The 25,458-nt window shown below is 48.6% G+C and carries 28 protein-coding genes and 1 rRNA gene; 27 read left to right on the forward strand and 2 right to left on the reverse strand.

Translation table 11 applies throughout. The annotated features are described in order from the left end of the window. The first annotated feature begins 140 nt into the window (after positions 1-140). Positions 141-257 (forward strand): 5S ribosomal RNA (gene rrf / locus A7K91_RS23715). An 832-nt stretch (positions 258-1,089) separates the two neighbouring features. Here rrf and A7K91_RS23720 read toward each other — a convergent pair. Beyond that, positions 1,090-1,620, reverse strand: a complete 531-nt coding sequence (locus tag A7K91_RS23720; protein ID WP_068686975.1) for a hypothetical protein — start codon at positions 1,618-1,620, stop codon at positions 1,090-1,092. A 229-nt stretch (positions 1,621-1,849) separates the two neighbouring features. Between A7K91_RS23720 and A7K91_RS23725 the strand changes: the two genes are divergently transcribed. The 10 genes from A7K91_RS23725 (at position 1,850) to rsmI (ending at position 9,360) form a co-directional block, all read left to right on the forward strand. Then, positions 1,850-2,041 carry a sigma factor G inhibitor Gin gene (locus A7K91_RS23725; RefSeq protein WP_068687039.1) on the forward strand — a complete coding sequence of 64 codons (192 nt, stop codon included), beginning with the start codon at positions 1,850-1,852 and terminating at the stop codon, positions 2,039-2,041. A 97-nt stretch (positions 2,042-2,138) separates the two neighbouring features. Further along, positions 2,139-3,668: an aminotransferase class I/II-fold pyridoxal phosphate-dependent enzyme gene (locus tag A7K91_RS23730; protein ID WP_068686976.1), complete on the forward strand. Its 1,530-nt coding sequence runs from the start codon at positions 2,139-2,141 to the stop codon at positions 3,666-3,668. Between the two features lie 187 nt (positions 3,669-3,855). Continuing rightward, on the forward strand, positions 3,856-4,545 hold the full coding sequence (gene tmk / locus A7K91_RS23735; RefSeq protein ID WP_068686977.1) for a dTMP kinase: 690 nt from the start codon (positions 3,856-3,858) through the stop codon (positions 4,543-4,545). A 55-nt stretch (positions 4,546-4,600) separates the two neighbouring features. Further along, the gene (locus A7K91_RS23740) at positions 4,601-4,930 is read left to right on the forward strand and encodes a cyclic-di-AMP receptor (RefSeq protein ID WP_068686978.1); all 330 of its coding nucleotides are present in this window, start codon (positions 4,601-4,603) and stop codon (positions 4,928-4,930) included. 16 nt (positions 4,931-4,946) lie between these two features. Then, positions 4,947-5,390 (forward strand): YaaR family protein, encoded by a 444-nt coding sequence (locus A7K91_RS23745; RefSeq protein ID WP_068686979.1) that lies wholly within the window; start codon positions 4,947-4,949, stop codon positions 5,388-5,390. A 36-nt stretch (positions 5,391-5,426) separates the two neighbouring features. Further along, a complete protein-coding gene (holB, locus tag A7K91_RS23750) occupies positions 5,427-6,413 on the forward strand; it encodes a DNA polymerase III subunit delta' (protein ID WP_068687040.1) in 987 nt (328 codons plus the stop codon). Between the two features lie 3 nt (positions 6,414-6,416). Then, positions 6,417-7,220, forward strand: a complete 804-nt coding sequence (locus tag A7K91_RS23755) for a PSP1 domain-containing protein (RefSeq protein ID WP_068686980.1) — start codon at positions 6,417-6,419, stop codon at positions 7,218-7,220. 32 nt (positions 7,221-7,252) lie between these two features. Next, complete coding sequence (locus A7K91_RS23760) at positions 7,253-7,645, forward strand: initiation-control protein YabA (RefSeq protein ID WP_068686981.1); 393 nt, start codon at positions 7,253-7,255, stop codon at positions 7,643-7,645. 99 nt (positions 7,646-7,744) lie between these two features. Next, complete coding sequence (locus A7K91_RS23765; RefSeq protein WP_068686982.1) at positions 7,745-8,470, forward strand: tRNA1(Val) (adenine(37)-N6)-methyltransferase; 726 nt, start codon at positions 7,745-7,747, stop codon at positions 8,468-8,470. After that, positions 8,467-9,360 (forward strand): 16S rRNA (cytidine(1402)-2'-O)-methyltransferase, encoded by an 894-nt coding sequence (gene rsmI, locus A7K91_RS23770; RefSeq protein WP_068686983.1) that lies wholly within the window; start codon positions 8,467-8,469, stop codon positions 9,358-9,360. The genes A7K91_RS23765 and rsmI overlap by 4 nt, the downstream gene beginning before the upstream one ends. 173 nt (positions 9,361-9,533) lie before the next feature. On the opposite strand, the gene A7K91_RS23775 is transcribed toward rsmI, so the two are convergent. Next, complete coding sequence (locus A7K91_RS23775) at positions 9,534-9,788, reverse strand: AbrB/MazE/SpoVT family DNA-binding domain-containing protein (protein WP_028609554.1); 255 nt, start codon at positions 9,786-9,788, stop codon at positions 9,534-9,536. Positions 9,789-10,053: 265 nt separating this feature from the next. On the opposite strand from A7K91_RS23775, the gene A7K91_RS23780 reads away from it, so the two are divergent. The 16 genes from A7K91_RS23780 to ssuE all read left to right on the forward strand — a co-directional run bounded on the left by A7K91_RS23780 (position 10,054) and on the right by ssuE (position 24,844). Beyond that, the gene (locus tag A7K91_RS23780; protein WP_068686984.1) at positions 10,054-11,352 is read left to right on the forward strand and encodes an HD domain-containing protein; all 1,299 of its coding nucleotides are present in this window, start codon (positions 10,054-10,056) and stop codon (positions 11,350-11,352) included. Between the two features lie 21 nt (positions 11,353-11,373). After that, on the forward strand, positions 11,374-12,141 hold the full coding sequence (locus A7K91_RS23785; protein WP_068687041.1) for a TatD family hydrolase: 768 nt from the start codon (positions 11,374-11,376) through the stop codon (positions 12,139-12,141). A 455-nt stretch (positions 12,142-12,596) separates the two neighbouring features. Next, complete coding sequence (locus A7K91_RS23790; protein ID WP_068686985.1) at positions 12,597-13,745, forward strand: resuscitation-promoting factor; 1,149 nt, start codon at positions 12,597-12,599, stop codon at positions 13,743-13,745. A 284-nt stretch (positions 13,746-14,029) separates the two neighbouring features. Then, on the forward strand, positions 14,030-14,584 hold the full coding sequence (gene rnmV / locus A7K91_RS23795; protein WP_068686986.1) for a ribonuclease M5: 555 nt from the start codon (positions 14,030-14,032) through the stop codon (positions 14,582-14,584). Then, complete coding sequence (rsmA, locus tag A7K91_RS23800) at positions 14,585-15,505, forward strand: 16S rRNA (adenine(1518)-N(6)/adenine(1519)-N(6))-dimethyltransferase RsmA (RefSeq protein WP_068686987.1); 921 nt, start codon at positions 14,585-14,587, stop codon at positions 15,503-15,505. It abuts the gene before it with no gap. A 72-nt stretch (positions 15,506-15,577) separates the two neighbouring features. After that, positions 15,578-16,432, forward strand: coding sequence for a sporulation peptidase YabG (gene yabG / locus A7K91_RS23805; protein ID WP_068686988.1), 855 nt, complete (start codon positions 15,578-15,580; stop codon positions 16,430-16,432). A gap of 177 nt (positions 16,433-16,609) precedes the next feature. Further along, on the forward strand, positions 16,610-16,885 hold the full coding sequence (gene veg / locus A7K91_RS23810; RefSeq protein ID WP_068686989.1) for a biofilm formation stimulator Veg: 276 nt from the start codon (positions 16,610-16,612) through the stop codon (positions 16,883-16,885). Positions 16,886-17,154: 269 nt separating this feature from the next. Continuing rightward, positions 17,155-17,340, forward strand: coding sequence for a small, acid-soluble spore protein, alpha/beta type (locus A7K91_RS23815; RefSeq protein ID WP_068686990.1), 186 nt, complete (start codon positions 17,155-17,157; stop codon positions 17,338-17,340). Between the two features lie 139 nt (positions 17,341-17,479). Continuing rightward, positions 17,480-18,334, forward strand: coding sequence for a 4-(cytidine 5'-diphospho)-2-C-methyl-D-erythritol kinase (gene ispE, locus A7K91_RS23820; RefSeq protein WP_068686991.1), 855 nt, complete (start codon positions 17,480-17,482; stop codon positions 18,332-18,334). A gap of 83 nt (positions 18,335-18,417) precedes the next feature. After that, complete coding sequence (gene purR / locus A7K91_RS23825; protein ID WP_068686992.1) at positions 18,418-19,245, forward strand: pur operon repressor; 828 nt, start codon at positions 18,418-18,420, stop codon at positions 19,243-19,245. A 654-nt stretch (positions 19,246-19,899) separates the two neighbouring features. Continuing rightward, positions 19,900-20,301, forward strand: a complete 402-nt coding sequence (locus A7K91_RS23830) for a RidA family protein (protein ID WP_068686993.1) — start codon at positions 19,900-19,902, stop codon at positions 20,299-20,301. Positions 20,302-20,431: 130 nt separating this feature from the next. Further along, positions 20,432-20,713 (forward strand): septation regulator SpoVG, encoded by a 282-nt coding sequence (spoVG, locus tag A7K91_RS23835; protein WP_068686994.1) that lies wholly within the window; start codon positions 20,432-20,434, stop codon positions 20,711-20,713. Positions 20,714-20,875: 162 nt separating this feature from the next. After that, entirely contained in the window at positions 20,876-22,273 is a 1,398-nt protein-coding gene (gene glmU, locus A7K91_RS23840; protein WP_068686995.1) for a bifunctional UDP-N-acetylglucosamine diphosphorylase/glucosamine-1-phosphate N-acetyltransferase GlmU, read from the forward strand. A gap of 206 nt (positions 22,274-22,479) precedes the next feature. Then, positions 22,480-23,133, forward strand: a complete 654-nt coding sequence (locus A7K91_RS23845; RefSeq protein WP_068686996.1) for a 50S ribosomal protein L25 — start codon at positions 22,480-22,482, stop codon at positions 23,131-23,133. A gap of 215 nt (positions 23,134-23,348) precedes the next feature. Further along, positions 23,349-24,269, forward strand: coding sequence for a cysteine synthase A (gene cysK / locus A7K91_RS23850; protein WP_068686997.1), 921 nt, complete (start codon positions 23,349-23,351; stop codon positions 24,267-24,269). A 20-nt stretch (positions 24,270-24,289) separates the two neighbouring features. Beyond that, entirely contained in the window at positions 24,290-24,844 is a 555-nt protein-coding gene (gene ssuE / locus A7K91_RS23855) for an NADPH-dependent FMN reductase (RefSeq protein WP_068686998.1), read from the forward strand. Positions 24,845-25,458: the final 614 nt, after the last annotated feature.

Consider the following 25,458-nt stretch of genomic DNA (forward strand, 5'->3'; position numbering starts at 1 on the left):
CAGCAATGTGTGGAGCTGACGAATACTAATCGGTCGAGGGCTTATCCTATTGTCTTGATTGTTCATACAGACATCAAGCAATCAGCTAAAGTAACGTTAAGCATTCTTTCGTATCCGGTTTTCAGCGTGCAAACGCTACGTTTGGTGATGACGGCGGAGGGGAACCACGCGTTCCCATCCCGAACACGACCGTTAAGCCCTCCAGCGCCGATGGTACTTGGACCGCAGGGTCCTGGGAGAGTAGGACGTCGCCAAGCACAAACAGCCTACCGTACGTATGAGACGGTAGGTTTTTTGTTGTTTGTGCGGGTACGTCCCCCTCTCCCTTGGTGGGAGAGTGTCTGAACCGATTGTATCGAAGTAAGTCGATGAAGTGGGCCCGGCTTTAGTGGTAGGTTCAGACGCCGACCGGGATGTGTATGCTGCGGAGCACATGCATCCCGGTGCGGAATGGCCATCGCCAAGCACAAACAGCCTACCGTACGTATGAGACGGTAGGTTTTTTGTTGATTGTGCGGGTACGTCCTCTCTCCCAAGGGGAGAGTGTCTGAACCTATTGGATCGAAGTAAGTCGATGAAGTTGGCCCGGCTTTAGTGGTAGGTTCAGACGCCGACCGGGATGTGTATGCTGCGAAGCATATGCATCCCGGTGCGGAATGGCCATCGCCAAGCACAAACAGCCTGTAAAGGTTAGTTTCTAGTGTAACGGTCATCGGTGAGTGTTAGAAGGGCAATTTCGAGGTTTTAGACACTTTGACGGTCAGATTTGACCGTTAGCCCGTAAATAATATGTTATTTGTCCTAATTTTTACTTCTTACGGACAGCGGTGTCCTTTACAATGTGATAATTGTACTTTTTGATGCGCTAACGGACAAAAATGTCCGGATACTATAGGATTACCCAAATTACTGAAATTACTGAAATTACCGAAATTACTGAAACCAGTTTAATTCTAACCACCTGCCTGTGTCGAGACTAGTTCCATTTTACGTAGAGGAAATGCCCACGAAAGCAGTATGCAAGCTCATCTGCAAGCTCATCTGCAAGCTCACAGCTGCTATCGTGGTTTACCTGGTGTATAAACACTACTAGCGGTGGTAATATGAAGCTTCGCGCATTTGCAAGCGTAATACGCCGTCTTTTCGTTGCTTGCGGAAGGCGACGGAAATCATTAATCTTGGTACTATGACCCAGAAGTGCCAGCAAACCAGGCTTATAAAAAGCGATGAATTGATCCAGGGATAAAGTGCGGAAATGACGCAAATCCCAAGCCAGAATAAATGCCGGTGAACTCGTCTAAAAATGAGTAAGGTAATGTCATTGATAGGCTTGAACCCAATCCAAGGAGGGCTGATACGCCAAGACCATTGGCGGTCGGTTGCTTCGGTTACGGATATAAAGGTTAATAGAATGATAATAAGGTGAAGTAATTGAATAGCTGCAAAGCCAAATAACCAGGAAAATATGCCACTCATATCATAAACAAGATATTGAGCGCCCAAAAAAATAAGCGCAATAATGGAATGGCTAATCACGAGCTCAGGCTTTATTAGGACACGCTTGATCAGCTGATATTGATAAATCGTAGCATTTTTTTGATCGGATAAGGATTGCTTCATGAAAGTGTCCCCCTGCTTGTTTGTTCCACTATGTATATCGGCAAAAAGAGAAATTTGATGAAATGATTTTGAATGACGAAATTTTCGGGGTTAACGGATACACCTTTTGCCTATACGGCGCATACCATATATAAATATTTGAAATTGATTATGAAACAAGTATATTTCGCTAGAATAAATGTCATAATAGTAGGTATAGGAATACGGCAGCAGAAGGCGGGTGATGATGATGGAAGATCATCATGTTTACCGATGCAGCATTTGCGGAGAGCATAAGACGGAGGGCGAAGGTATCCGAATCGTGCTTGGTTTTATCTGCAACGGCTGTGAAACAGAAATGGTTCATACTGATGTGAAGGATGCCAAATATCCATTTTTTATTCATCAGATGAAGCAGCTTTTTATGGAAAAGAATGCTTGAGCGGCCTTGGAGCAAAGGCTGCTCTTTTTTCGTTTACGGGGAAGAATGTGATTCGATACAATGTAGTTAAGCATAAGCTGAAAGGAACTGTACAGTTATGGAAAACAAGATAAAAATACAAGCTCCGCTGTATGAAGCATTGGTTCGTCATAGAAGCGGCCAACCTTCGAGCTTTCATGTGCCTGGTCATCACGGAGGCCGGTCATTTCAATATGGCGTCGAGGAATGGCTAAGTTCGGTGGAAGGGCTTAAGGAAACATTTTTGCCTCTGATGGAAATGGATTTGACTGAGCTGGCCTCTACGGATGATCTTCATCATCCTGAGGCTTGTATTGCGGAGTCACAACAGCTTGCTGCAGCTACTTTTGGATCAGAAGAGACTTTTTTTCTAGTAGGAGGAAGCACTGCAGGAAACATTGGCGTGCTGCTCGCTGTATGCGAACCGGGCGATGTTGTTATAGTGCAGAGGAATGTACATAAATCCGTTATTCATGGACTAAAGCTTGCAGGGGCAAAGGCTGTATTCCTTGCGCCAGAGTATGATGGGACAGGCTCGCTTGCCACCGTTCCATCGGCTGAATTGGTTTCAGCTGCAATTGGGCAATATCCTGATGCCAAAGCGGTATTTTTGAGCAATCCCAATTATTACGGGCTGGGAGCTGATCTTGCCGCTTATGCCGCCATATGCCACAGCCAGGGCATACCGTTGCTGGTGGATGAAGCACACGGAGCTCATTATGGGCTCCATCCTGAGCTCCCTAGCTCTGCTATTTCAGCAGGCGCTGATGCGGTCGTTCAGTCCGCTCACAAAACACTGCCGGCTTTAACGATGGGCGCCATGCTGCATGTACAGGGAAATCGCTTGAACCGCGGGAAAATAAAGAACTATTTGTCCATGATTCAAAGCTCCAGCCCTTCATTTCCCATTATGGCCACCTTGGATATTTCCCGGGCTATGATCGATGCAGCAGGGCCCGCTTTGTTCCAAAGCGCACTGGATGGGGCGCGAGCATTTAATCGCTGGCTCCGGGAACAAGAGGGAATAATCCAAGCTTACGAGCCTGCCGTGAGCGATCTGCAATATGATCCCTTAAGGGTTTTGCTATACGATAGGTCTGGCAGATTGTCCGGCTTTGAGCTGCAGCGCCAATTGGAACAAAGACAATGCTGGGCGGAAATGTCTAACTCAACCTACACGCTGCTTATCTTTGGCATTGGCGCCAATGAAGAGAATCTGCGTTGTTTGAAAGAGGCTATAACAGATATCCATTCACGTTACATGCCGGATAAAAAAATCGGGGCGCTCAACTCAGATTCAGCTTTGATGGAAGGTCATACTACTGGAGCTGGTTTAGGTATAAGCAACCCGGTGCAATTTTCGCGGCAAATGATTGACGCCGAGGGGCCTCATGCAACCCGAATTGCGTTGAAGGAGGCGGCTGGCTGCATAGCTGCAGAAATGGTTGTTCCCTACCCGCCGGGCATCCCGTTGCTGTACCAGGGAGAAGCGATTTCCGAAGCGGTGATCGGAGAAATAATGAAGCTGGCAGCAGCTGGGGCAAAATTCCAAGGGTCAGTTGACGATACGATGAGAACGATATCTATTTTAATAGAAGAAAAAAAATGAAATATACCTCAAAAGCAGCGTTATCCTGTCAAACTGTCATTGTCGTGACGGTAGGCCTTTGCTACAATAAGAACAAGCATAATCCTAAGACTTGGCGATAAAAACGACCTTTGACCTTCGGTCGCATAGCTCAACAGTAATTATTGTAGTTTTATCAACAGTCTCTATAAGTTAGGAGATCCGAGGATTGAACAGAGGATGGTTTATTACAATAGAAGGCGGCGAAGGCGCGGGCAAAACCTCACTTTTTGAAAAGCTGGCGCATAAGCTGCAGGAAGCGGGCAGGAGTGTAATGCTTACGCGAGAGCCTGGCGGAATTCCCATCGCGGAGAAAATTCGTTCCGTTATACTCGACCGCGAGCATGTGGAGATGGATGCGCGTACCGAAGCTTTGCTTTATGCGGCGTCGCGAAGACAACATCTGGTAGAGAAGGTGATTCCGGCTTTGCAGCGGGGAGAGGTCGTGTTGTGCGATCGCTTCGTCGACAGCTCACTGGCCTACCAGGGACATGCACGCGGTATCGGCATGGATGAGATCTGGAGCATTAATCATTTTGCAATAAATAATGTTATGCCGGATTTAACGATTTATATGGATATTTCCCCTGAGGTTGGACTTAGAAGAATCCAGGAATCGGAAGAGCGGGAAATTAATCGTCTTGATCTGGAGAAAATGACATTCCACGAACGTGTTCGCGAAGGATATAAAATTCTGCTGAAGCGTTATCCGGAGCGGATCGTAGAAGTGAATGCCGAGCGCAGCAAGGAAGAGGTGTATCACGAGGTTTTACGCCTTCTCGAAGCCCGATTGGAAGGAATTACAGATTCAACGTCAAAATCTTTTACAATAAACAATCTTAAGACAGGGCCTGAATAGTCGATACCAGTCAATAACAGGTAACAGCCATACCAAACCATAGGAGGAAACGACCATGAAATTAGTAATTGCGGTGATCCAGGACAAGGACAGCAATCGTTTGTCAAACGCGCTTGTGCGCGAAGGCTTCCGGGCTACAAAACTTGCAAGTACAGGCGGTTTCCTGAGGGCAGGCAATACAACGTTTTTGATCGGGATCGAGGACGAGCGCGTGCATGAGGTGCTTCAAGTGATCGGTGCAAACTGCAAGGTGAGGGATCAGCTGGTTACACCTGTTTCGCCAATGGGCGGTTCGACAGACTCCTACATCCCGTTCCCTGTTGAGGTTCAGATAGGCGGCGCTGCCGTATTCGTGGTTCCTGTTGAGCGCTTTGAACATTTCTGATTGGGCGTGAGCAAAGATGAGAGTAGATCAAGGCCCGAGACTATTGGGGCAAAATAGGACATCAACGGATCAGGCGGCAAAGCCGATTCAGCCGGTCAGCTTTGCCGATGTGATGGTGCATCAGGACGCCCAGCGGACCCAGGTGGAGCTGCAGCAGAAGCTGATGGATATACAGAAGCAAGGAGAGAAGCTCTCCAAGCTGATGACGGTCCGGGAATTGAAGCTATATCGCCAGATGGTGAAAAAGTTTCTGGAGGATACCATGAGGCGCGGCGTAGGCCTTAAGGAAGTAAGGGGCTTCGACCGTCGCGGCCGAGTCAAACGCTATAAGCTGCTTGATGAAATCGACGATCAGCTTTTGGCAATGGCCGACGAGCTTCTGGATAGCGAGCAAGGTCGAATTGATCTTCTTCATAAAATTGGAGAAATACGCGGCATTCTCATTAATTTGCTGTTTTGACGCGCAAGACGGAGAAGAAAGGTAAGGATCATGGTTATGGGCTTGGAGCAACTGGCACAATCCGGCGGCCAATGGAAAGCGCTTCGCATATTGGAGCATGCGCTACGCAATGACAAAATATCTCATGCCTATTTGTTTAATGGACCGGCGGGAAGCGGGAGAATGGCGATTGCAGAAGCTTTTGCAGAATCGCTGTTTTGTACGGCCGGAGGTTGGGAGGCATGCGGAGAATGCCTGGAATGCCGCAAGTTTCAACATGGCAACCAAACTAATTTGATCAAGATCGTTCCGGACGGGCAAAGCATCAAGATCGACCAGATACGGGAGCTCCAGCGCAAGCTATCCTACAGAAGCGCACAATCGGAGCGGGCTGTGTATATTATGGAAGGCGCGGAAAAGATGACCTTGCAGGCAGCTAACAGCCTGCTGAAATTTCTGGAAGAACCCGTTGCCCAAATCGTCGGTATTCTGATTACAGACAACGGACAAGCTGTATTGCCTACCATTCGCTCCAGAACGCAGTGGGTGCCGTTTCTGCCGCTTCCTCCCGAAAAAATTCTGGAGCAGCTTGTGCAGGAAGGAGCGCCTCCCCTGCTGGCCAGAGCGGCGGTTCACTTATCCTCGGGAATAACCGGGGCAAGAGAAATCATTGGACAGAATGAGTTTGCAGAAATCCGAAGCCTAGTGATACAATTAGGCAAGGAGAGCATAACCCGATTCACCGCGGCGATGGTCACCATCCAGCAGCAGCTATCCAAAAAAGACATGGGGCAACATGTCGGTCTGCTGCTTTCGCTTTTAATGCTTTGGTTTAAGGATTTGACACAGTTCCAAGCCGGAAGGCGGGACAAGATTGTTTTTATAGATCAGTTGGAATGGATAAGCAGTCATGCATACAATCGCTCGTTCGGGGGCTGGGTCTCCTGTATGGAGCATGTGCTGGAAGCCGGCAAGCGCATACGGAGCAATGTAGCGCCCCAGCTGGCGATTGAGCAATTAATGGTAAATCTACAGGAGGGCTAATCCTTGTATAATGTCATCGGTGTCCGCTTCAAGAAAGCGGGCAAGATCTATTACTTTGATCCGGTCGAACATCCCGTGGACAAAGAGCAGCATGTTATTGTTGAGACTGCCCGCGGAATCGAATACGGTAAAGTGGTGGTGGGACAGAAGCAAGTCGGTGAATCGGATGTTGTTCTCCCTCTCAAGAAAGTGATACGCATTGCCAGCGATAGCGATGCCCAGGTGGTTGAAGAGAATCGTTCTGCTGCCAAGGGGGCATTTACGACTTGTCTGGAGAAGATTAAAACTCATCAGCTGCGGATGAAGCTGGTTGATGTCGAATTTACGTTTGACCGCAACAAAATCATCTTTTATTTTACGGCGGAGGGCCGGGTTGACTTTCGTGAGCTGGTAAAGGATTTGGCCAGCGTGTTCCGGACCCGAATCGAGCTTCGTCAGATCGGCGTTAGGGATGAAGCGAAGATGCTTGGCGGCATCGGGCCTTGCGGCCGGGTGCTCTGCTGTTCTTCATGGTTAGGCGACTTTGAGCCTGTATCCATCAAGATGGCGAAGGACCAGAACCTGTCGCTCAATCCGACCAAAATATCGGGTTTATGCGGGCGTCTGATGTGCTGCTTAAAATATGAGCATGACAATTATGAAAGTGTACGCGAGGAACTTCCGGCCATTGGTAAAATTGTCATTACCTCATATGGTGAAGGAAAAGTGACGGGCATTAATGCCTCTTCAAAATCGGTTTATGTACAATTGTTCGATGTGCCGGGCAAACCAAAAGAACTGCCGCTGGATGATGTTGTAATCAAGTAGCGGCGGCAGGGCTGAAGCTCTGGGGTGGGGACTTGGAGAAGAGAGATATTTTTGTTCAGATGGATGAGTTGGATAATCGGGTTGGATCATTTCATGCCGAGTTTAGCGCACTCAAGCAGAAGGTGAAAGAGCTGTTGGAGGAAAATAAACGGCTCAGCATTGAGAATCATCAGCTTCGACAAGTATTCAAACGTGAAACGGCAGCCGAGCGTGAAATTCAGTTGGCTGCTAATCATCACATGGATACGGAGAAGGCTGTTGCTGATGAACCGCTAGTTCATGATGATGAATCTGTAGCCCTTGGTGAAGGACATGATAACCTGACCCGGTTGTATCATGAAGGCTTCCATATTTGCAATGTGTACTACGGGCATCTTCGAACAGAAGGGGATTGTCTGTTTTGTCTGTCTTTCTTAAATAAGTAAGACGATTTACACCAACCTCTAAACGCGGCCGCTCATCTCCGAGAGGCCGAGGATAGAGGTTTTTTCATTATCGTTTATTGTCAAAAGGAGAGATTAATAATGTCGCAGGAGTCGCAGCATATCCTTGTACCGGGAGAACGAATCGACGATTTGTTGATGGATACCGGCTTTCGCATTATTCAAAGCAGAGAGGTGTTCAGTTTTTCATTGGATGCGGTATTGCTTTCCCGTTTCGCAAGCGTGCCCAGACAAGGCCGTATTGCCGATTTATGTACAGGCAATGGAGTGATTCCCATTCTGCTTACAGCAAAAACAAACGCCCGGATTGATGCGGTGGAAATCCAGCCTCGTCTAGCGGATATGGCCAGGCGGAGCGTGGAGTTGAACGGCCTTCAGGGACAAATTCATGTGGTGGAGCAGGATTTGCGCCAATATCCCGCCGTTGCCGGAAATGGAGCGTATGATGCGATTACCGTTAATCCGCCTTATATGCCTGTCACTAGCGGGGACAAAAATGAAAACCAGCATTATGCCATCGCAAGGCATGAAATACATTGCAGTCTGGAAGAGCTGGTTCAAGCATGCAGCCGTTTACTTCGGCCGGGGGGCAAGTTGTTTATGGTGCACCGTCCTTCCCGAATGCTGGACATCGTGGAAACGATGCGAAAGTGGAGACTGGAGCCGAAGCGCATTCAGTTTGTTCACCCCAATGCCCGTTCGGAGGCCAATATGATCTTAATTGAAGCAAGCCGCGATGGAAAACCGGATATCAGGCTCCTGCCCCCGATTATGGTGTATAACGATGAAGGAGTGCAGATTGTATGAACGTACAAAAAAGCTATGCTGGTACTATAGGAGGAAGCCATGAGGGTGAAGCGGGCAAGCTGTACCTTGTGGCAACACCTATCGGGAATTTGGAGGATATGACCTTTCGGGCTATCCGTATGTTGAAAGAAGCCGATCTAATCGCGGCAGAAGATACTAGGCAAACCCGAAAGCTATTAACGCATTTTGATATCCATACCCGGCTGGTCAGTTATCACGAGCATAACAAGTCGGCGAGCGGACCTGAACTGATACGCTTATTAATAGAAGGAAAAAATATTGCGCTGGTCAGCGACGCCGGTTTACCGGCGATTTCCGATCCTGGCGCCGATCTCGTTTCCGATGCGGTAGCGGCGGGAATCGCAGTCATTGCTGTTCCGGGAGCCAATGCTGCTTTATCTGCGCTTATCATGTCCGGTTTGCCGACGGACCAATTCCTGTTTGCGGGTTTTTTGCCCCGGGATAAAAAGTCGGCTCAGAGGATGCTGGAGCAGCTTGGACGACAGCGGGCAACTATTTTGCTGTATGAATCTCCTCATCGTATTGCCAAGACACTCGCCTATATGCTGGATGCTGTAGGGAATCGGCGAATTGCTGTGGCGCGCGAATTAACCAAGCGGCATGAAGAAGTGCTCCGCGGCACGATAACAGAAGCGATGGAATGGTTTGGGCAGCATGAGCCTAAGGGCGAATTTTGCATCGTAATGGAGGGCGCTGGAGAAGATGAGGCGAATCAGGATACGGGAGGAAGCGATTGGTGGGAAACGCTTGATCTGGAGTCGCATGTTGCTCATTATGAAAACACGATGAGCCGCAAGGAAGCCATCAAGCAAACGGCTATGGATCGCGGCCTGTCGAAGCGGGATGTTTATAATGAAGTAAACCGCTAATGCGAAACTGCTGCTTATGCCATCAGGCATGTTTCGTAATGAAAGGCGGACTTTTTGAATAACCGCTAATAAAAAAAGGACCTTCCTGGCCGGGTTTTAGCTAGGAAGGCGTCAAGGAGTATAAAAAGGTTAGAATTAACAAGTAGGTATAAAATGATTATAACCGATTTTTTTTATTTTGTCACAGGAGTAGGCATTTCTGATAAACAAATATGGCAAACAATTTTTCCTTTAAAGTAGGAAACGTTCTCCGCATTGCCGCAGAAGATGCATGCAGGCTCATATTTCTTCAACATGATGCGCTCGCCGTCTACATAAATCTCAAGAGCATCCTTTTCGCCGATGCCCAGTGTACGGCGCAATTCAATTGGAATAACAACGCGGCCAAGCTCATCAACTTTACGGACAATACCGGTGGATTTCATCATTGTTTATCAATCCTCTCAAAAATATGATTCGTCACGATTCGACATTCTTTGTAGATTCTATGTTACTATAATACCAACTCTTCCCAAAACAGTCAACCTAGAAAATTCTCATAAAACAGCGTGGTTATACGCTTTTGAGTAAATCAAGCTTAAATTGCTCTGTAATAGAATACAACAGCTTCGACAATTTGGAAACTAAATTGCGACATTATTCGACACTAGTTTTGAGAAATGTGTCGAAAATATGAACAAAGGAGATGATAGAATGAAAAAACCATTATCGGAAGAAAAAGTATTCAAGGATCCTGTTCACCACTACGTCTATGTGCGGGACGAAACGATCTGGAATCTTATTAATACAAAGGAATTTCAACGTCTGCGCCGAATCCGGCAGCTTGGAACCACTTATCTCACCTTTCATGGGGCTGAACACAGCCGGTTTTCACATTCACTCGGCGTTTATGAAATAACGCGTCGCATTATTTCACAGTTCGAAAGAAATGAATATCCCGATTGGCCTGTCGAAGAGCGGCTTGTTTCCTTATGCGCAGCGCTTCTTCATGATGTTGGGCATGGTCCCTTCTCTCATTCTCTGGAGGATATTTTCGACACGGATCATGAGCAGTGGACATGCAATATTTTGCTTGGAGATACAGAAATTAATGCTGTGCTGAAAAAAGTGTCCCCCGATTTCCCTGGCCAGGTAGCGGCTGTTATCTCCAAAACCTATCCAAAACCGATTGTGGTCAGTCTGATCTCCAGCCAGATGGATGCCGATCGTATGGATTATTTGTTAAGGGATGCTTATTTTACCGGCGTAAACTACGGTACATTCGATCTGGAACGGATACTTCGCGTCCTTCGCCCGAGCCGTGACCGGATTGTCGTAAAGGAAAGCGGCATGCATGCGGTGGAGCATTATTTGATGTCGCGTTATCAAATGTATTGGCAAATTTATTTCCATCCGGTGACGCGCAGCTCGGAAATTATATTGAGGCAAATTTTCCGTCGTGCGCAACAGCTTAACCAGGCAGGCTACACCTTTTCCTGGATGTCGACGCCGCTTAAACAGCTGCTGGACAATAGTCTCGATTTACAGGCATATTTGAAGCTGGATGAGGCTTTGGCCCAAACCGCGTTTGCCGAATGGTGCCAGGAGGAGGACGGTTTGCTCAGCAATCTGTGCTGGCGCTTCCTGAACCGAAAGCTATATAAATATGTAACCATTGATCACCCCGATGAAACGTGGCTGTCTGAGCTCGCGGAGCTGATGCCGTCGATCGGGCTTGATCCGGTCTATCATATGGAGATCGATTATCCCTTTGACCTCCCCTACGATGTGTACAGACTGGATCAGAAAAAGGGAGAAAAGGGTGGAAAAGCTCCGATTTTGTTACTGGATCATGAAGGCGGCATTAGCGAAATTTCCGTCAAATCCGACATTGTTCGTTCCATTACAGGGCTGCATCAAGGGGAATACCGGCTGTATTTTCCAGAGGAGCCGTTATTGCTGCATAAACACCTTTTATCCGAAAAAATCATTCAGGCATTACACCTGACCTAAAGGAGAGCATTAAAAATGGCTGTGCTGTTCGACACACATACTCACCTGGATTCCCATAAATTTGACGATGACAGAGAAGCTGTCATTATGCGCGCCCGGGAGGCGGGTGTAGAGCTGATGGTTAATATCGGCTTTGACAGGGAAACGATTCCTACAACGATGAAATTGGCGGAGACGTATGATTTTATTTATGCGGCGGTTGGGTGGCATCCGGTAGAAAGCATTCATATGACGCCCCAGGATCTGGTCTGGATCGAGGAGCTTTGCAAGCATCCAAAAGTAGTTGCAATCGGCGAAATTGGACTGGATTATTATTGGGATACTTCACCAAAAGAGGTGCAGCATGCTGTATTCCGGGAGCAAATCCGGCTGGCCCGTAAAGTAGGCAAACCAATCGTCATTCATAACCGGGACGCTCATGAAGATATTTTGACGATTTTGCGGGAGGAAAAAGCGGGGGAAGTGGGGGGCGTTATGCATTGCTTCTCCGGAAGCCCGGAAACGGCCCAAATTTGTCTGGATATGAATTTCTATATTTCGTTTGGTGGACCAGTTACTTACAAAAATGCAAGGGTACCAAAGGAAGCCCTTGCAAGCGTTCCCTTGGACCGTCTTTTGATTGAAACGGATTCCCCTTATTTGACACCACACCCATATCGAGGGAAGAGAAATGAGTCCTCTTATGTCTCGTTTGTTGCAGAGGCGGCAGCTGAAATTAAGGGGATATCGGTCGAAGAATTAGGCCGGATTACGACCGAAAACGGAAAAAAATGTTTTGGGATTGTATAAAAGTCGGTCAAAGAGGGAGAAATAAAGACCTTTCGCGCAAAAAAACTGATTTTTATCGGCCAATTCCTTGATTTTTTCAAAGTTTACCCGCTTTTTTCGTTTAAATCGCATTTTATCGCTTCTTTACAACAAGGCTCTGATGAAGGTATGATTCAAATCAGAGCTTTACCTTTTGTATTCCATTTCCAGTATAGCAGACTGGTTTAACCCCTTTCCCCTCCCCCCTGATTGCTTCCCGATGCTGCCCATTGGGATGTCGCCTGAGCACCCCTCCCGAATGACGACCAGCCCCCAAGCTTGAATAAACAGTCAATCGTCGTCATAGGGATGGAACAGGGGGGTGGGAGGATTCTGCTGTAGGGAAGAGCGCGCTTGCGCGCCAATAATGATTATAGTCGCGTCAGTTGTAACATGCGTAACACTTGGCGGCGGGGCTATGAAGGAGGACCGAAGTAGTGGGCTTAATCCAATTTAAGGACACCCATGGGCAACGATCATCCAGCATGACTTTCGCAATGCGATGGAAGCATGGAAACTTGCGTTTGATTATTTTGAGTGCAGTAATCTCAATCGCTATGACTTTCATGTTTTTGGTGTTGTTGTACGGAACCGCGGTGAAAAGCGTATCCGTAGTAGTGAACGGACAAGAAACCGTTGTGAAAACAAAGCAATGGGTTCTGCAACGCCTACTGGATGAACAAGCTATTACAATAGGACCACACGACGAGATATCCGTTCCGCTTAATTCCCCAATTAAGAATGGTGACCGAATCGTAGTGGATCAAGCGATACCCGTAATTGTAAAAGCAGACGGCAAGACCTTAACGGTGTACACGACAGAGAAGACAGTACAAGCGGCGATAGGCGAAGTGAATCTATCCCTGCGCAATGATGATAAAGTAACACCTCCGCTTACCGAAAGCCTTGAGGCAAACGACACGGTAACGGTTGTCCGCGTAGATACCAAGGTATCAAAGCAGGAGAAAAACGTACCCTTCTCTATCGTGAAGAAAAACGACCCTAATCTGGAGCAAGGCAAGGAAAAGGTGGTCCAGTCAGGAAAAGAAGGCGTCGTGATTGAAAGCTTTGAGCAGAAATATGAAAATGGCGTGCTTGTTGCCAGCCAAAGCATCAGCGAGGTTGTTGAAACAGCAGTTGTCGACCAGATTGTAGCGGTTGGCACAAAAAAGCCCGAGCCAAAAGTGACGGTGCTGTCCAGCAACAGTCCGAGCGTTGCGACGGTTACGAAGGGCGATGTAACCTTTAAGGCGAAAAAGGTGCTCGAAAGTGTAACTCTGACGGCTTATTCCGCTGGAGTCGCTTCTACGGGCAAAGACGAGGATCATCCGCAATACGGCATTACGGCTTCCGGAACAAAGGTTCAGGAGGGCAGGACAATTGCGGTCGACCCTAAGGTCGTACCCATGGGCTGGTGGGTTTACATTGAAGGCATTGGATTCCGTCGGGCAGAGGACACAGGCAGTGCGATTAAAGGCAATAAAATAGATGTTTATTTCGACAGCGAAAGCAAAGCGAACAAATTTGGCAAGAAGTCCGGTTATACCGTATACATTCTTGGTCCAAACAAACCAACGTCGAGTTAGGTTTGCATGCATGTCCCAGGATAGCTGCGTTCGCAATCAGCAGCAGAATATGGTAGGGTGTGTCTGAAGACTCCGCAAGGAGCAGATATTTCCGAATTTTTGTTCCATGCAAGGCGCTTTTTCGAAGGCTTACCGGGGGTAAGTCAAGGAAAAGTAACGCAGCAGGGGGCGAAAAGGCGGTGATAGATGCCCTTGATCGAGTTTTCAGACACGCCCTAGATTCAAGAAGAGGCGCCGCCTCTTCTTTTTGCTTGTTCAAAGGCCGGAATGGAGGATAATGCGCCATGATCAAGGAAATTATTGTGGTGGAAGGCAAGGACGATACTGCGGCAATTAAACGCGCTGTCGATGCTGATACAATCGAAACAAACGGGTCCGCTATCGGCGAATCGGTGCTGCGCCGGATAGCTTTGGCGAATGAAAGACGGGGAATCATTATTTTTACGGACCCCGATCATGCCGGCGAAAGAATACGTAAAATTGTTGCGCGGCATGCGCCTGGCTGCAAGCATGCGTTTCTGCCTCAGGAGCTCGCGGAATACAAGGGAGACATTGGCATAGAGAATGCAAGTCCGGAGGCGATTCGAAAGGCTCTCTCCGAGCTGCGGACGGAAACGGCCGAGGTGGCCGGCGAGGTGGACTGGAGCGATTTGATGGATGCGGGGCTGATCGTACATGAGCAAGCGGCGGAGCGCCGGCTGCGCATGGGCAAGCTGCTGGGCATCGGCTATTGCAACGGGAAGCAATTTTTTAAGCGATGTACAAGCTTCCGCATTTCAAAGGATGAATTTTTGGCTGCACTTCATGAGATGGATGCGGCATGGGAGGATCAGGCATAGATGAAGGGCGATGCAGAAAAAGCGGGCCAGTCGCCGCAAAGGTCGGCGGCGGAAGTGGGTACGCCTAAGAGAACCAAAGAAATTATTGCAAAATACGGATTTTCCTTCAAAAAAAGCTTGGGGCAAAATTTTTTGATCGACGGCAATGTGCTGAACAATATCGTTGCGGCTGCGGAGCTGGACAAAACCAAAGGCGCGCTTGAAATCGGCCCCGGCATTGGCGCATTGACGGGAAGGCTGGCCGATGCGGCAGGCCGCGTAGTGGCGGTTGAAATCGATCAGCGCCTTTTGCCGATTCTGAACGATGTTCTGTCGGATGAGCCGCATGTGGATGTTCTGCATGGCGACGTGTTGAAGCTGGATCTGGCGGAGTTGTTCCGCGAGCATTTTCAAGGCGTGGACGGGGTTAGCGTTGTTGCGAATCTGCCGTATTACGTCACCACCCCTATTTTGATGAAGCTTCTGGAGGAGCGGCTTCCGCTTCAGCATATTGTTGTCATGATCCAGAAGGAGGTGGCGCAGCGCATGGCTGCGAAGCCGGGAGGCAAGGAATACGGCAGTCTTAGCGTTGCTGTACAGTATTATTGCGTGCCGCAGCTTGTTTGTACCGTGCCGCACACGGTCTTTATCCCTCAGCCTAATGTGGATTCGGCGGTCATCAAGCTGACACTTCGGGAGAAGCCCGCAGTCGAGGTTGAGGATGAGCCGCATTTCTTTAACGTGGTTCAGGCCAGCTTTGCACAGCGCCGCAAGACGCTTGCCAACAACCTGACCGCTCTGTGCGGCAAGGAAAACCGCGAAGCGCTGACGGCGCTGCTGCATAGTATCGGAATTGATCCTGTTCGGCGTGGCGAAACCTTGTCGCTAGAGGAGTTTGCCCTGCTCAGCCGGAGTCTGCTGGAGAAAGGCTGGGGCAGATAACAGCTTGCTAAAGTAAAATGTCTCACCATTCGTGCAATCTGCCCATAGGATAAACGAAGAGGTGATAGACGTATGAAGCAAGGGGACCTGGTCGTCCGCAAATCCTATGGCGGTGACGTATTGTTCCGTGTTGAAGCCATTCTAACTCAATCTGCCCTTCTGAAAGGCACGGACTACCGTCTGCTGGCGGATGCTCCGCTTCCTGATCTGTCCACCGTTAGCGACCCGGAATCAACGAGAGCGGCGCAGCAGGTGCGGATCAAGGTTAAAGATTCACTTGAAAAAATGAACACGTTAAAACAACGTATGGCCGTATCGGCCAATGAGCGCATGCGGCCGCAGACCGATGCGTCCTATTTTGAAATGCCGGGACGGGTATTGCATCTGGACGGAGACAACAACTATCTCAAAAAAAGTATGCAGCTCTACGGCACCATGGGCGTACCGGCGCAGGGTCTCTATTTGCACGAGTCGCAGATGGCGGATGTGCTTTATCGTCTGCTTCCCCAAACCAGGCCGGATATTGTGGTCATTACGGGACATGACGGAGTGTTGAAGCATCGCACGCAAAGCGAGGTCTACAACTTGACCAACTACAAAAATTCGCAAAATTTTGTGAATGCTGTTCGGGTTGCCCGCCAATATGAAAAAAACAGGGATGGCCTTATTGTAGTTGCCGGCGCATGCCAGTCGCATTTTGAAGCGCTGCTGCAGGCAGGCTCCAATTTTGCAAGCTCGCCGGGCCGTATTCTGATCCATGCATTGGACCCCGTCTATATCGCCATCAAGGCGAGCCTGACGCCTATACGCGATACCATCAATTTGCCCGAGGTGATTCATGGAACCATCAGCGGAATTGATGGGGTTGGAGGGATTGAATCCCTGGGAAGGTTCCGTGTAGGCTTGCCGAAGCCAAAAATAACGTAACAAATCATGCATAATTTTCGCATAATTGCAGAAAACTACCGTCATTGGCATAGGTTTTTAAAAAAAGGACCAAATCACCGTTGACAAATTAAATAGCGGACTGATATAATATTTTGTTTGTTTGACAAATCCTCTTCCTTTGGTTATAATGGACAAGGAAAGAGGTGGTAGTCGACAATGGCAAAAAATGCGCTATTGGATATAAAACGCAGTTTGGAAGCTCATGTTGGTTCCAGAATTCGTTTGAGAGCAAACGGCGGTCGTCGTAAAACCATTGAACGCACCGGCACGTTGGAGGAAACCTACCCTTCTGTCTTCATTGTCAAGCTGGATGAGGAGCAGCACGCCTTCAAGCGCGTCTCCTACAGCTATGCGGATATTTTAACGGAATCGGTTGAAGTGACCGTATGCAATGATGAGGGCCAAGTTCGTATCGCTTATCTTCAACATTAGATGGACGTAAGCTTCATATAAGGAATGGTTTTGAACAACCTTTAGCAATAAGGGATGAAAAACCTATAAGTAAGCCTTCGCAATGGGGCAAGCTGGCGCAGATCAACGGGATCTGCGTCTTTTTTTTGAGCTCTTTAGCATTTGTTCGCGGACTTGGGAATGGCAGGCGGCGGAATGATAGGAGCGCAGGGGGCGCATACTACGGATGCAGTCCGGTACAGGTTAATCTGGGGACACAACAATCGCTTTTGGACAGGAGGTCATGTCAAATGGGTCGCAGACGTCGGGGCATTATGTCCGAGGATTTGAAATACGAGCTGGCGAAGGACCTTGGCTTCATCGATACGGTGCAGCAGGAGGGCTGGGGCGGCATAAAGGCGAAGGATGCGGGCAACATGGTGAAGCGGGCTATCCAGATTGCGGAGCAGTCCGCGTCGAAGCCTGGCCAGTCTTAACGGGCTAGAAATAATTTGACCGATAGATCCACGTCCAGAAGGCAGCTTTGCAACCCGCAGGCTGTCTTCTCTTCGCTTTTCTTCTATTCCTTTGTTATAATGGGGCTTGATACCTCTGATGAACGGGTGAACAAGCGGAATGAAAATATACGAGAAGGCTCCTGCCAAAATAAATCTGCTGCTTGACGTGCTGCGCAAGCGGGAAGATGGCTTTCATGAAGTTGAAATGATCATGACAATGGTGGATTTGGCGGATCGGCTTGAAATGTCCGAGCTGCCGCGCGACACCATTATTATATCGAGCCAGGTAGGATACATCCCTCTCGATGAGAAAAACTTGGCGTTCCAGGCAGCACGGCTGATCAAGGAGCGCTACGACGTCAGGAAAGGCGTCTATATCCATTTGGATAAAAAAATACCTGTTGCCGCAGGATTAGCGGGCGGCAGCAGTGACGCGGCTGCTGCGCTGCGCGGCTTGAACCGGCTGTGGGGGCTTGGCATTCCGCAGGACGAGCTGTGCGAGCTTGGCGCGGAGCTTGGCTCCGACGTCCCGTTTTGCGTGACTGGCGGAACCGCCATCGCAAGAGGCCGAGGCGAAAAGCTGGAGCATATCCAGCCGCCGCCCCAATGCTGGGTTGTATTGGCCAAGCCGCCGATCAATGTGTCTACGGCGGATGTATACGGGAAGCTGAGGGCAAACGAGCTTCACTCGCATCCCAGCATGGCCGGCATGACGGAGGCTTTGGCGCAGGGCTCTTTTAATGAAATGTGCAGGCAGCTTGGCAATGTACTGGAAACGGTGACGCTTAAAGCTTACCCGGAGGTGCTTCAGCTCAAGGAAAGCATGCTTAAGCTTGGCGCGGATGGCGTGTTGATGTCAGGAAGCGGACCGACCGTCTTTGGCCTTGTTTCCAAGCAAGCCAAGCTTGCGCGCATATATAATGGATTACGCGGATTCTGCAAAGAAGTGTACGTGGTAAGAATGCTTACATAGTTCTGACGTTTCCCTTGATTAAATCCGTATAAAAATGTTATATTGGGATTATATTATTCGGATTTAGTGGGGGGATAAAAGCGTTGAAGAAATTGAAGCGGAGTTCCAGGCTAGTGGAAATGACACAGTACCTTTTGGCCCGTCCCCACACGTTAATTTCGCTAACAGCATTTGCAGACCGCTATCAATCGGCCAAATCTTCGATTAGCGAGGACCTCGCGATCATTAAGGAAGTATTTGAGGAAGAGGGAATAGGGGAACTGCATACGCTGGCGGGTGCGGCGGGTGGAGTCAAATATATGCCAATGATGAGAGAGTCGCTGGCTCTTGAAATCATGAAGGAAATTTGCAAGAAGCTGGAGCAGCCGGACCGGGTCCTTCCGGGCGGATACCTGTATATGACCGACATGCTTGGACAGCCGGATTTGCTGGCTGATGTAGGAAGAATGTTTGCAACCGCATTCGCCGACCGGAAAATCGATGTCATTATGACCGTTGAGACCAAAGGCATTCCGCTTGCTTATGCAACGGCCGCATGCCTGAACATCCCTGTTGTCATTGTGCGCAGAGATAACAAGGTAACAGAAGGCTCTGCCGTAAGCATCAATTACGTTTCCGGCTCCACTAAGCGCATTCAGACGATGTCGCTTGCTCGACGAGCGCTTAAGGAGCAATCGCGCGTCCTTATCATCGACGATTTCATGAAGGCGGGCGGAACGATTCAAGGCATGATGGATTTGCTCTATGAATTCAAGGCCACGGTCGCAGGCGTCGGGGTATTTGTGGAGTCCGGCGAGGTAGAGATGGAGGAGCGTCTGCTTGAGGATTATATTTCGCTCGCCAAGCTCACCGCCGTCGATATGAAAACGAAACAAACAACAATCATCCCGGGTAATTATTTTACATCTTAAAAAGCGGACTTGAAAATAAAGGTCTTGAGATAAAAGACCTGAAATAAACCATTTGACAGTCAACGGATGTTAGTCATTACAAGACTCGGGGTGCTTTTTATTGCTCTCGTTTTTTTGTATTGCGATATGCTTCAATCGGCTTGCTGGAAAAGCGTTCGTTTGAATACTGGTCGTTTTAAAAAGCGATTTTGAAAAGTGAATTGATGAAAAGAAAATTGATTAAAAAACGCTTGTTCGGGAATGCTCGTAGAAATGTTCGTGCCTATACCGTTTGGTTTGTTCGTTTACGGACATGGATGGCCATTAGGGTGCTCGTTTTGCAGTTAATCAGCTTCTAAAGGACATCCGTGACCGCTAGAGCTCCGTTTCGCCTCTTTTTAGCTGGTTTTGAGCGGATAAAGGACATGGATGTCCGGTACATGAAGCAAACCTATCCATTTGAGGATCTAACGGTCAAAAATGACCGCCAGGCTATAGGTTAGTGGATTGAAAAAAACTTTGCTTCAAAATTATGATCCGAAATAGCAATACTTTATATATATCTATATAAATAGAAAAAGATAAGCAAGCTGTAGGCCAGTGGGTGAATGGTTTTGGTAAAAAGCATATCGTTCAACTTATATAGAACAACCTCTAAAAAAAGGCGGGATATTAATGACGAAGTCTAATCCGAATCTCCAGGTTATTTCCACAGAAGGGGCGCCTGCTGCAATCGGGCCTTATTCGCAAGCGATCAAGCTGGGCGGACTCCTGTTTACCTCTGGCCAAATTCCGCTCGATCCAGCTGGAAATTTGGTAGAAGGCGGTATCGAGGAACAAACGCATCAAGTTTTCCGTAATTTACAAGCTGTACTTGCGGAAGCAGGCGCAACATTCCAGGATGTGGTAAAAGCTACTGTATTTCTGAAGGATATGAATCAGTTTGCAATCGTCAACGGAATCTACTCTTCCTACTTTGGCGACCACAAACCGGCTCGTTCCGCCGTTGAAGTAGCTAGACTGCCAAAGGATGTTTTTGTCGAAATAGAAGTGATCGCATCGACAAATGTCGAATGATAACGAAATCTTTTCATAGTACAAAAAATATTTTTAAATAAGCATGTTTTTTCCAAAAAACGAGCAGGAATTTGGTTAACTTTGTGGAATTATACACCAAGTCTCCGATAGGCAAAGGTGGTGAACACAAGTGCAAATTACTGATGTCAGACTCCGCCGTGTGAATTCCGAAGGTCGCATGAAGGCAATCGCTTCCATCACTATTGACAACGAATTCGTGGTTCACGATATTCGCGTTATCGATGGAAACAATGGCATGTTTGTTGCGATGCCAAGCAAACGGACTCCGGATGGTGAATTCCGCGACATCGCTCACCCGATTTCTTCCACGACACGTGAGAAGATTCAGGCAGCCGTTTTGGCTGAGTACGAGCGTGCCGCTGAAGAGGTTGTAATCGAGGAAGGCGCTTAAAAAATGCTTTGCCAGGTTTGATTTTTGGATTACGGTATTGCCACTGAGAAGAGAGCTGAGGCTCTCTTTTCTTTTTGTCTGGAGTACTGGGTTTTATTGATGTTTGCGCCGTTATACTATATAGTCAGAACAGGATTGAGAGGAACAGGGAGGAAAATGGGAATGAAAGTGATGGCTATTGTGCTTGCGGCAGGAAAAGGCAAGCGAATGAAATCCAAATTATATAAAGTGCTGCATCCCGTCTGCGGAAAACCGATGGTCGGGCATGTCATGGATACCGTACAGACGGTTTCCAGCGACAGGACGGTTGTTGTCGTAGGACACGGGGCGGAAGCCGTAAAACAATATTTGGGCGATAGAGTTGAATACGTGCTGCAGGAGCAGCAATTGGGCACAGGCCATGCCGCGCGCCAGGCGGAGCCTTTGCTGGGCGCCGAAGAAGGCACAACCATCGTGATTTGCGGCGATACGCCGCTTGTTAAAGCCGAAACGCTGCAAGCGATGCTGGAGGTTCATGCTTCCAGCGGCGCAGCGGCGACCGTCCTGACGGCTTCCTTCGAGAATCCAACGGGCTATGGACGCGTCATTACCGATGCCAACGGCATTGTACAGCGCATCGTTGAGCATAAGGACTGTACGCCGGAGGAAGCAGCGGTTAAGGAAATCAATACAGGCACCTATTGCTTTGATAATCGCAAGCTGTTCAGTGCGCTTGCCAAAGTGACCAATGGCAATGCTCAAGGCGAATTTTATTTGACGGATGTAATCGGGGTTTTCAAGGAGTCGGGAGAAGCTGTTCAACGCTACTGCACGGACGATCTTGCCGAAGCTATCGGCGTGAATGACCGGATTGCGCTCGCGGATGCGGAGCGCTTCATGCGCGAGCGGATCAATAAGCGCCACCTATTGGAGGGCGTAACGATTATCGACCCTGCCAACACTTATATAGAGGCAGACGTAAAAATCGGGAGCGACACCGTTCTTTATCCTGGCACGGTATTGCGAGGCGGTACGGTTATCGGCGAGGATTGCCTGATTGGTCCTCAAGCCGATATCGTTAATTGCACAATCGGCAATGGCGTTGCCGTTAAATATTCCGTTGCTGCCGATTCCGTTCTTGGGGATGGAAGCACCGTTGGCCCGTATGCCAACCTGCGTCCAGGCACAACTCTGGGACAAAATTGCAAAATAGGCGATTTTGTCGAGCTTAAAAATGCGCAGCTGGATGATGGCAGCAAGGTTTCCCATCTCAGCTATGTTGGCGATGCCAAGGTGGGCAAAGAGGTTAATATAGGCTGCGGAGCCATTACCGTCAACTACGACGGCTTTAACAAAGCCATTACGGAAATTGGCGACAATGCTTTTATCGGCAGCAATGTCAATTTGATTGCCCCTGTCAAGGTTGGCGACGGAGCCTATGTGGTGGCAGGAACCACCATTACCCACGATGTGCCTGCAGGCGATTTGGCTATAGCCCGCGAACGTCAGGTCAATAAGCCTGGTTATGCGGATAAAATCAGGTCGCGCGCTAAAGCCAAGAAGGAACGCAGCTCCAAGTAATTCCGGCTGCACCCGTCAAGCCTGCTCCCACTGTACCTGCCAAGGTTACAGCTCTGATTGCACCCGCTAAGGCTGCTCTGACTGCACCCCGCAAGGCTGTGAGTAAACCCGCTTAATATAAAGGGGTAAAATCGGTTTTGTGTTTAAAGTAAGGCTGTAACGGGTAAAGCTATATGGAAAATCATTTTTGACAGGAGGTTTTCCATATGGCTATTGCGATCAAGGGAGATCAGCGTCCCGGTAAAACAAAAGGCGAGCTTCGTCAATTGCGTCTCGCCGGACGAATTCCGGGTGTGGTATACGGTAAACAGCTGCAGGCGCCGATAGCGCTCAGCGTTGAGGAGAGAGAGCTTTCCGCATTGCTGCGTACAACACCCAATGCTGTGTTGGAGCTTGATATTCCAGCCCATGGCAAACAGACGGTCATGATTGCTGAGGTTCAGCGCGATCCCCTGTATCAAACTCTGCTGCATATCGATTTTCAAGGCATCAATATGAATGAGAAGGTTCGCGCCAATGTGCGAATCGAAGCAATCGGAGATTCTTCCGGCGTCAGGGAAGGCGGCATTCTGCAAACCATTTTGCATGAGGTAGAGGTGCAGTGTTTGCCTGGCGATATTCCGGATGCTTTGGAAGCGGATGTGTCGAGCCTTGGCATTGGTGAAAATTTGCTGATTCAGGATCTTGTACTGCCCAAGGGCATCGAGGTTGTGGCGGAGCCAACGTCGGTTGTGCTAACCGTACTGGCGCCTCAAAAGGAATTGACGGAGGAAGAAAAGGAAGCTCAGGATGTAGAAAGCATGGAAGCGGAATCCAGATCCGATCATGCGCAGCATAAGGAGATTTCCACAAGCACATAATAGCAGGGCAAAAATCTCTATGCCGCTCACAGAGCGGTTATAGAGATTTTTTTTGTGATGAAATAGGGAGGCGCTGCGTCGTTGCTGCAAGGCGTTGAAGTTATTGACAGAAGGGGATAGCGGTGATAAGGTACATTAAAAGAGTTGACAACAAAACCTAGATGTTTACTAAGAAATAAATATTCATACTAATCCTGATTAAGGAGTGCTCGCCCATGGCATCCATTGTTGTAGATAGTATAACGGATTTGATTGGCTGTACCCCTGCTGTCCGCCTTAGAAGACTGACAGGACCCGAGGATGCGGATGTATTTGTAAAGCTGGAATATTTCAACCCCAGCGGCAGCGTGAAGGATCGCGCGGCTTACAATTTAATCCGCCAGGCGGAGCTGGACGGGAAGCTTCAGCCGGGCGGCACCATTATTGAGCCCACCAGCGGCAATACGGGTATTGGACTGGCAATGAATGCGGCAGCAAAAGGATACCGGCTCATTATAACGATGCCGTCCAATATGAACAAAGAACGCATCCAAATCCTTCAAGCCTACGGGGCTGAGGTGGTTTTGAGTCCGGCGGAAGAGAGAATGCCTGGAGCTATCCGCAAGGCGCAGGAGCTGCAAGCGACCATACCGGGCAGCTTTATCCCGCAGCAATTTGAAAACCCCGCCAATCCCGATATTCATCGCAGCACGACGGCTCTTGAGATTTTGGAGCAGATGGACCGCAGATTGGATGTTTTTGTAGCCTCTGCGGGTACGGGAGGCACGATAACGGGCACGGGAGAAACGTTGCGCAAGGAGCTGCCGGAGATTAAGGTGGTGGTGGTGGAGCCCAAAGGCTCGCCAGTGCTTTCCGGAGGCGTGCCAGGCCCGCACAAACTCATTGGCACGAGCCCAGGATTTATTCCTTCCATTCTAAACCAGGAAATCTATGATAAAATTGTTCAGGTAGAGGACCATGATGCATTGCATACGGCAAAGCTGCTGGCAACGCAGGAGGGTATCCTTGTAGGTCCTTCTTCAGGCGCAACCGTTTGGACGGCCCTCCAGGAAGCCAAAAGACTGGGCAAGGGCAAACGCATATTGTGCATTGCGCCGGATAATGGCGAACGTTATTTAAGCGCGAATTTATTTTAGAGGAAAGAAGGATTGGGGCAATGGCAAAAATCGTTATTGTATCGGGAACTCCTAACCGAAATTCAAGACTGTACGGTCTGATTCATTATAGCGAGGCAAAATTGCGCGAATACGGCCATGAGGTTTCCTTTATTCATGTGGCGGAGCTGCCGCCTGAGGATCTAATCCGCGCCAATTTCGGGAGTCCCGAAATTAAAGCTGCGCAAGGGCTGGTTGCCGAGGCAGATGCTGTTATCGTGGCAAGTCCTGTATATAAAGCTTCCTATACCGGCATTCTCAAAACCTTTCTGGACCTGGTTCCGGAGCGGGGCCTGCATGGCAAGCTTTCTCTTCCGTTGTTTATTGGCGGCACGATTGCGCATTTGCTGGCTGTCGACTATTCGTTGAAGCCTGTGCTGACAGCGCTGGGCGCCCGCCATATTATGGGCGGAGTTTATGCGACGGACCAACTGGTCGATCGGCTGCCTGAGGGCGGCTACAAGTTGGCTGAAGAGATTACAATCCGCCTCGACGCTTCATTGGAGCAGCTAAACGAGGAGCTGCATTGGCAGGCGGTAAGAAACAGCCAGGTTTAACAACTATTTGTAACAACCATTGCAGGCATTGTAAGCATGGACATTGCAAATGTTGCGAACACATCGCAGCCAATTTTGCGAACGTTGGAGACTTTGCTAATGATGAGATGCGGGCATCGGGTTAGAGTACCCGATATGGGAATAAGGAAATCGGAGCTAGTGGTGGAACACCGAAAGGTAGTCATAAATAATTTCAATACATGGAAATCGTGAAAAGTTGGATGGAACCGCTTGTGAAGTGGTCCCTTCAAGTAGATAGTAGAAAACAAAACTTCTACTTCTACCATGATGGGAGCATATCATCGGTGTGGCCATTCCGACTTTTTTGCGTGCTATATGTAAATAGGCAGAGTGGCTAAAAAGGCCAAAGATGCCAAAGAGATCAAAAAGGCTTCAAGTCACGCATTGATGCCATGCACCACAAGGTATACAAGCATCGATTGCAGTATGATTGGCGTACAGACATAGCGGTATGATTGGCTTACAGAGGCTCGCAGACATAAATGTCCGTTAGACTGGGAAAAAGCCGCTATGTTCAATTTTAACGGAAATCTTTGTCCGTTAACGCTTAATAAAAAGCGAAATATCGTATGATTTTGGCTGTAATGGACATT

It is taken from the genome of Paenibacillus oryzae, assembly GCF_001675045.1.
Lineage (GTDB): Bacteria > Bacillota > Bacilli > Paenibacillales > Paenibacillaceae > Pristimantibacillus > Pristimantibacillus oryzae.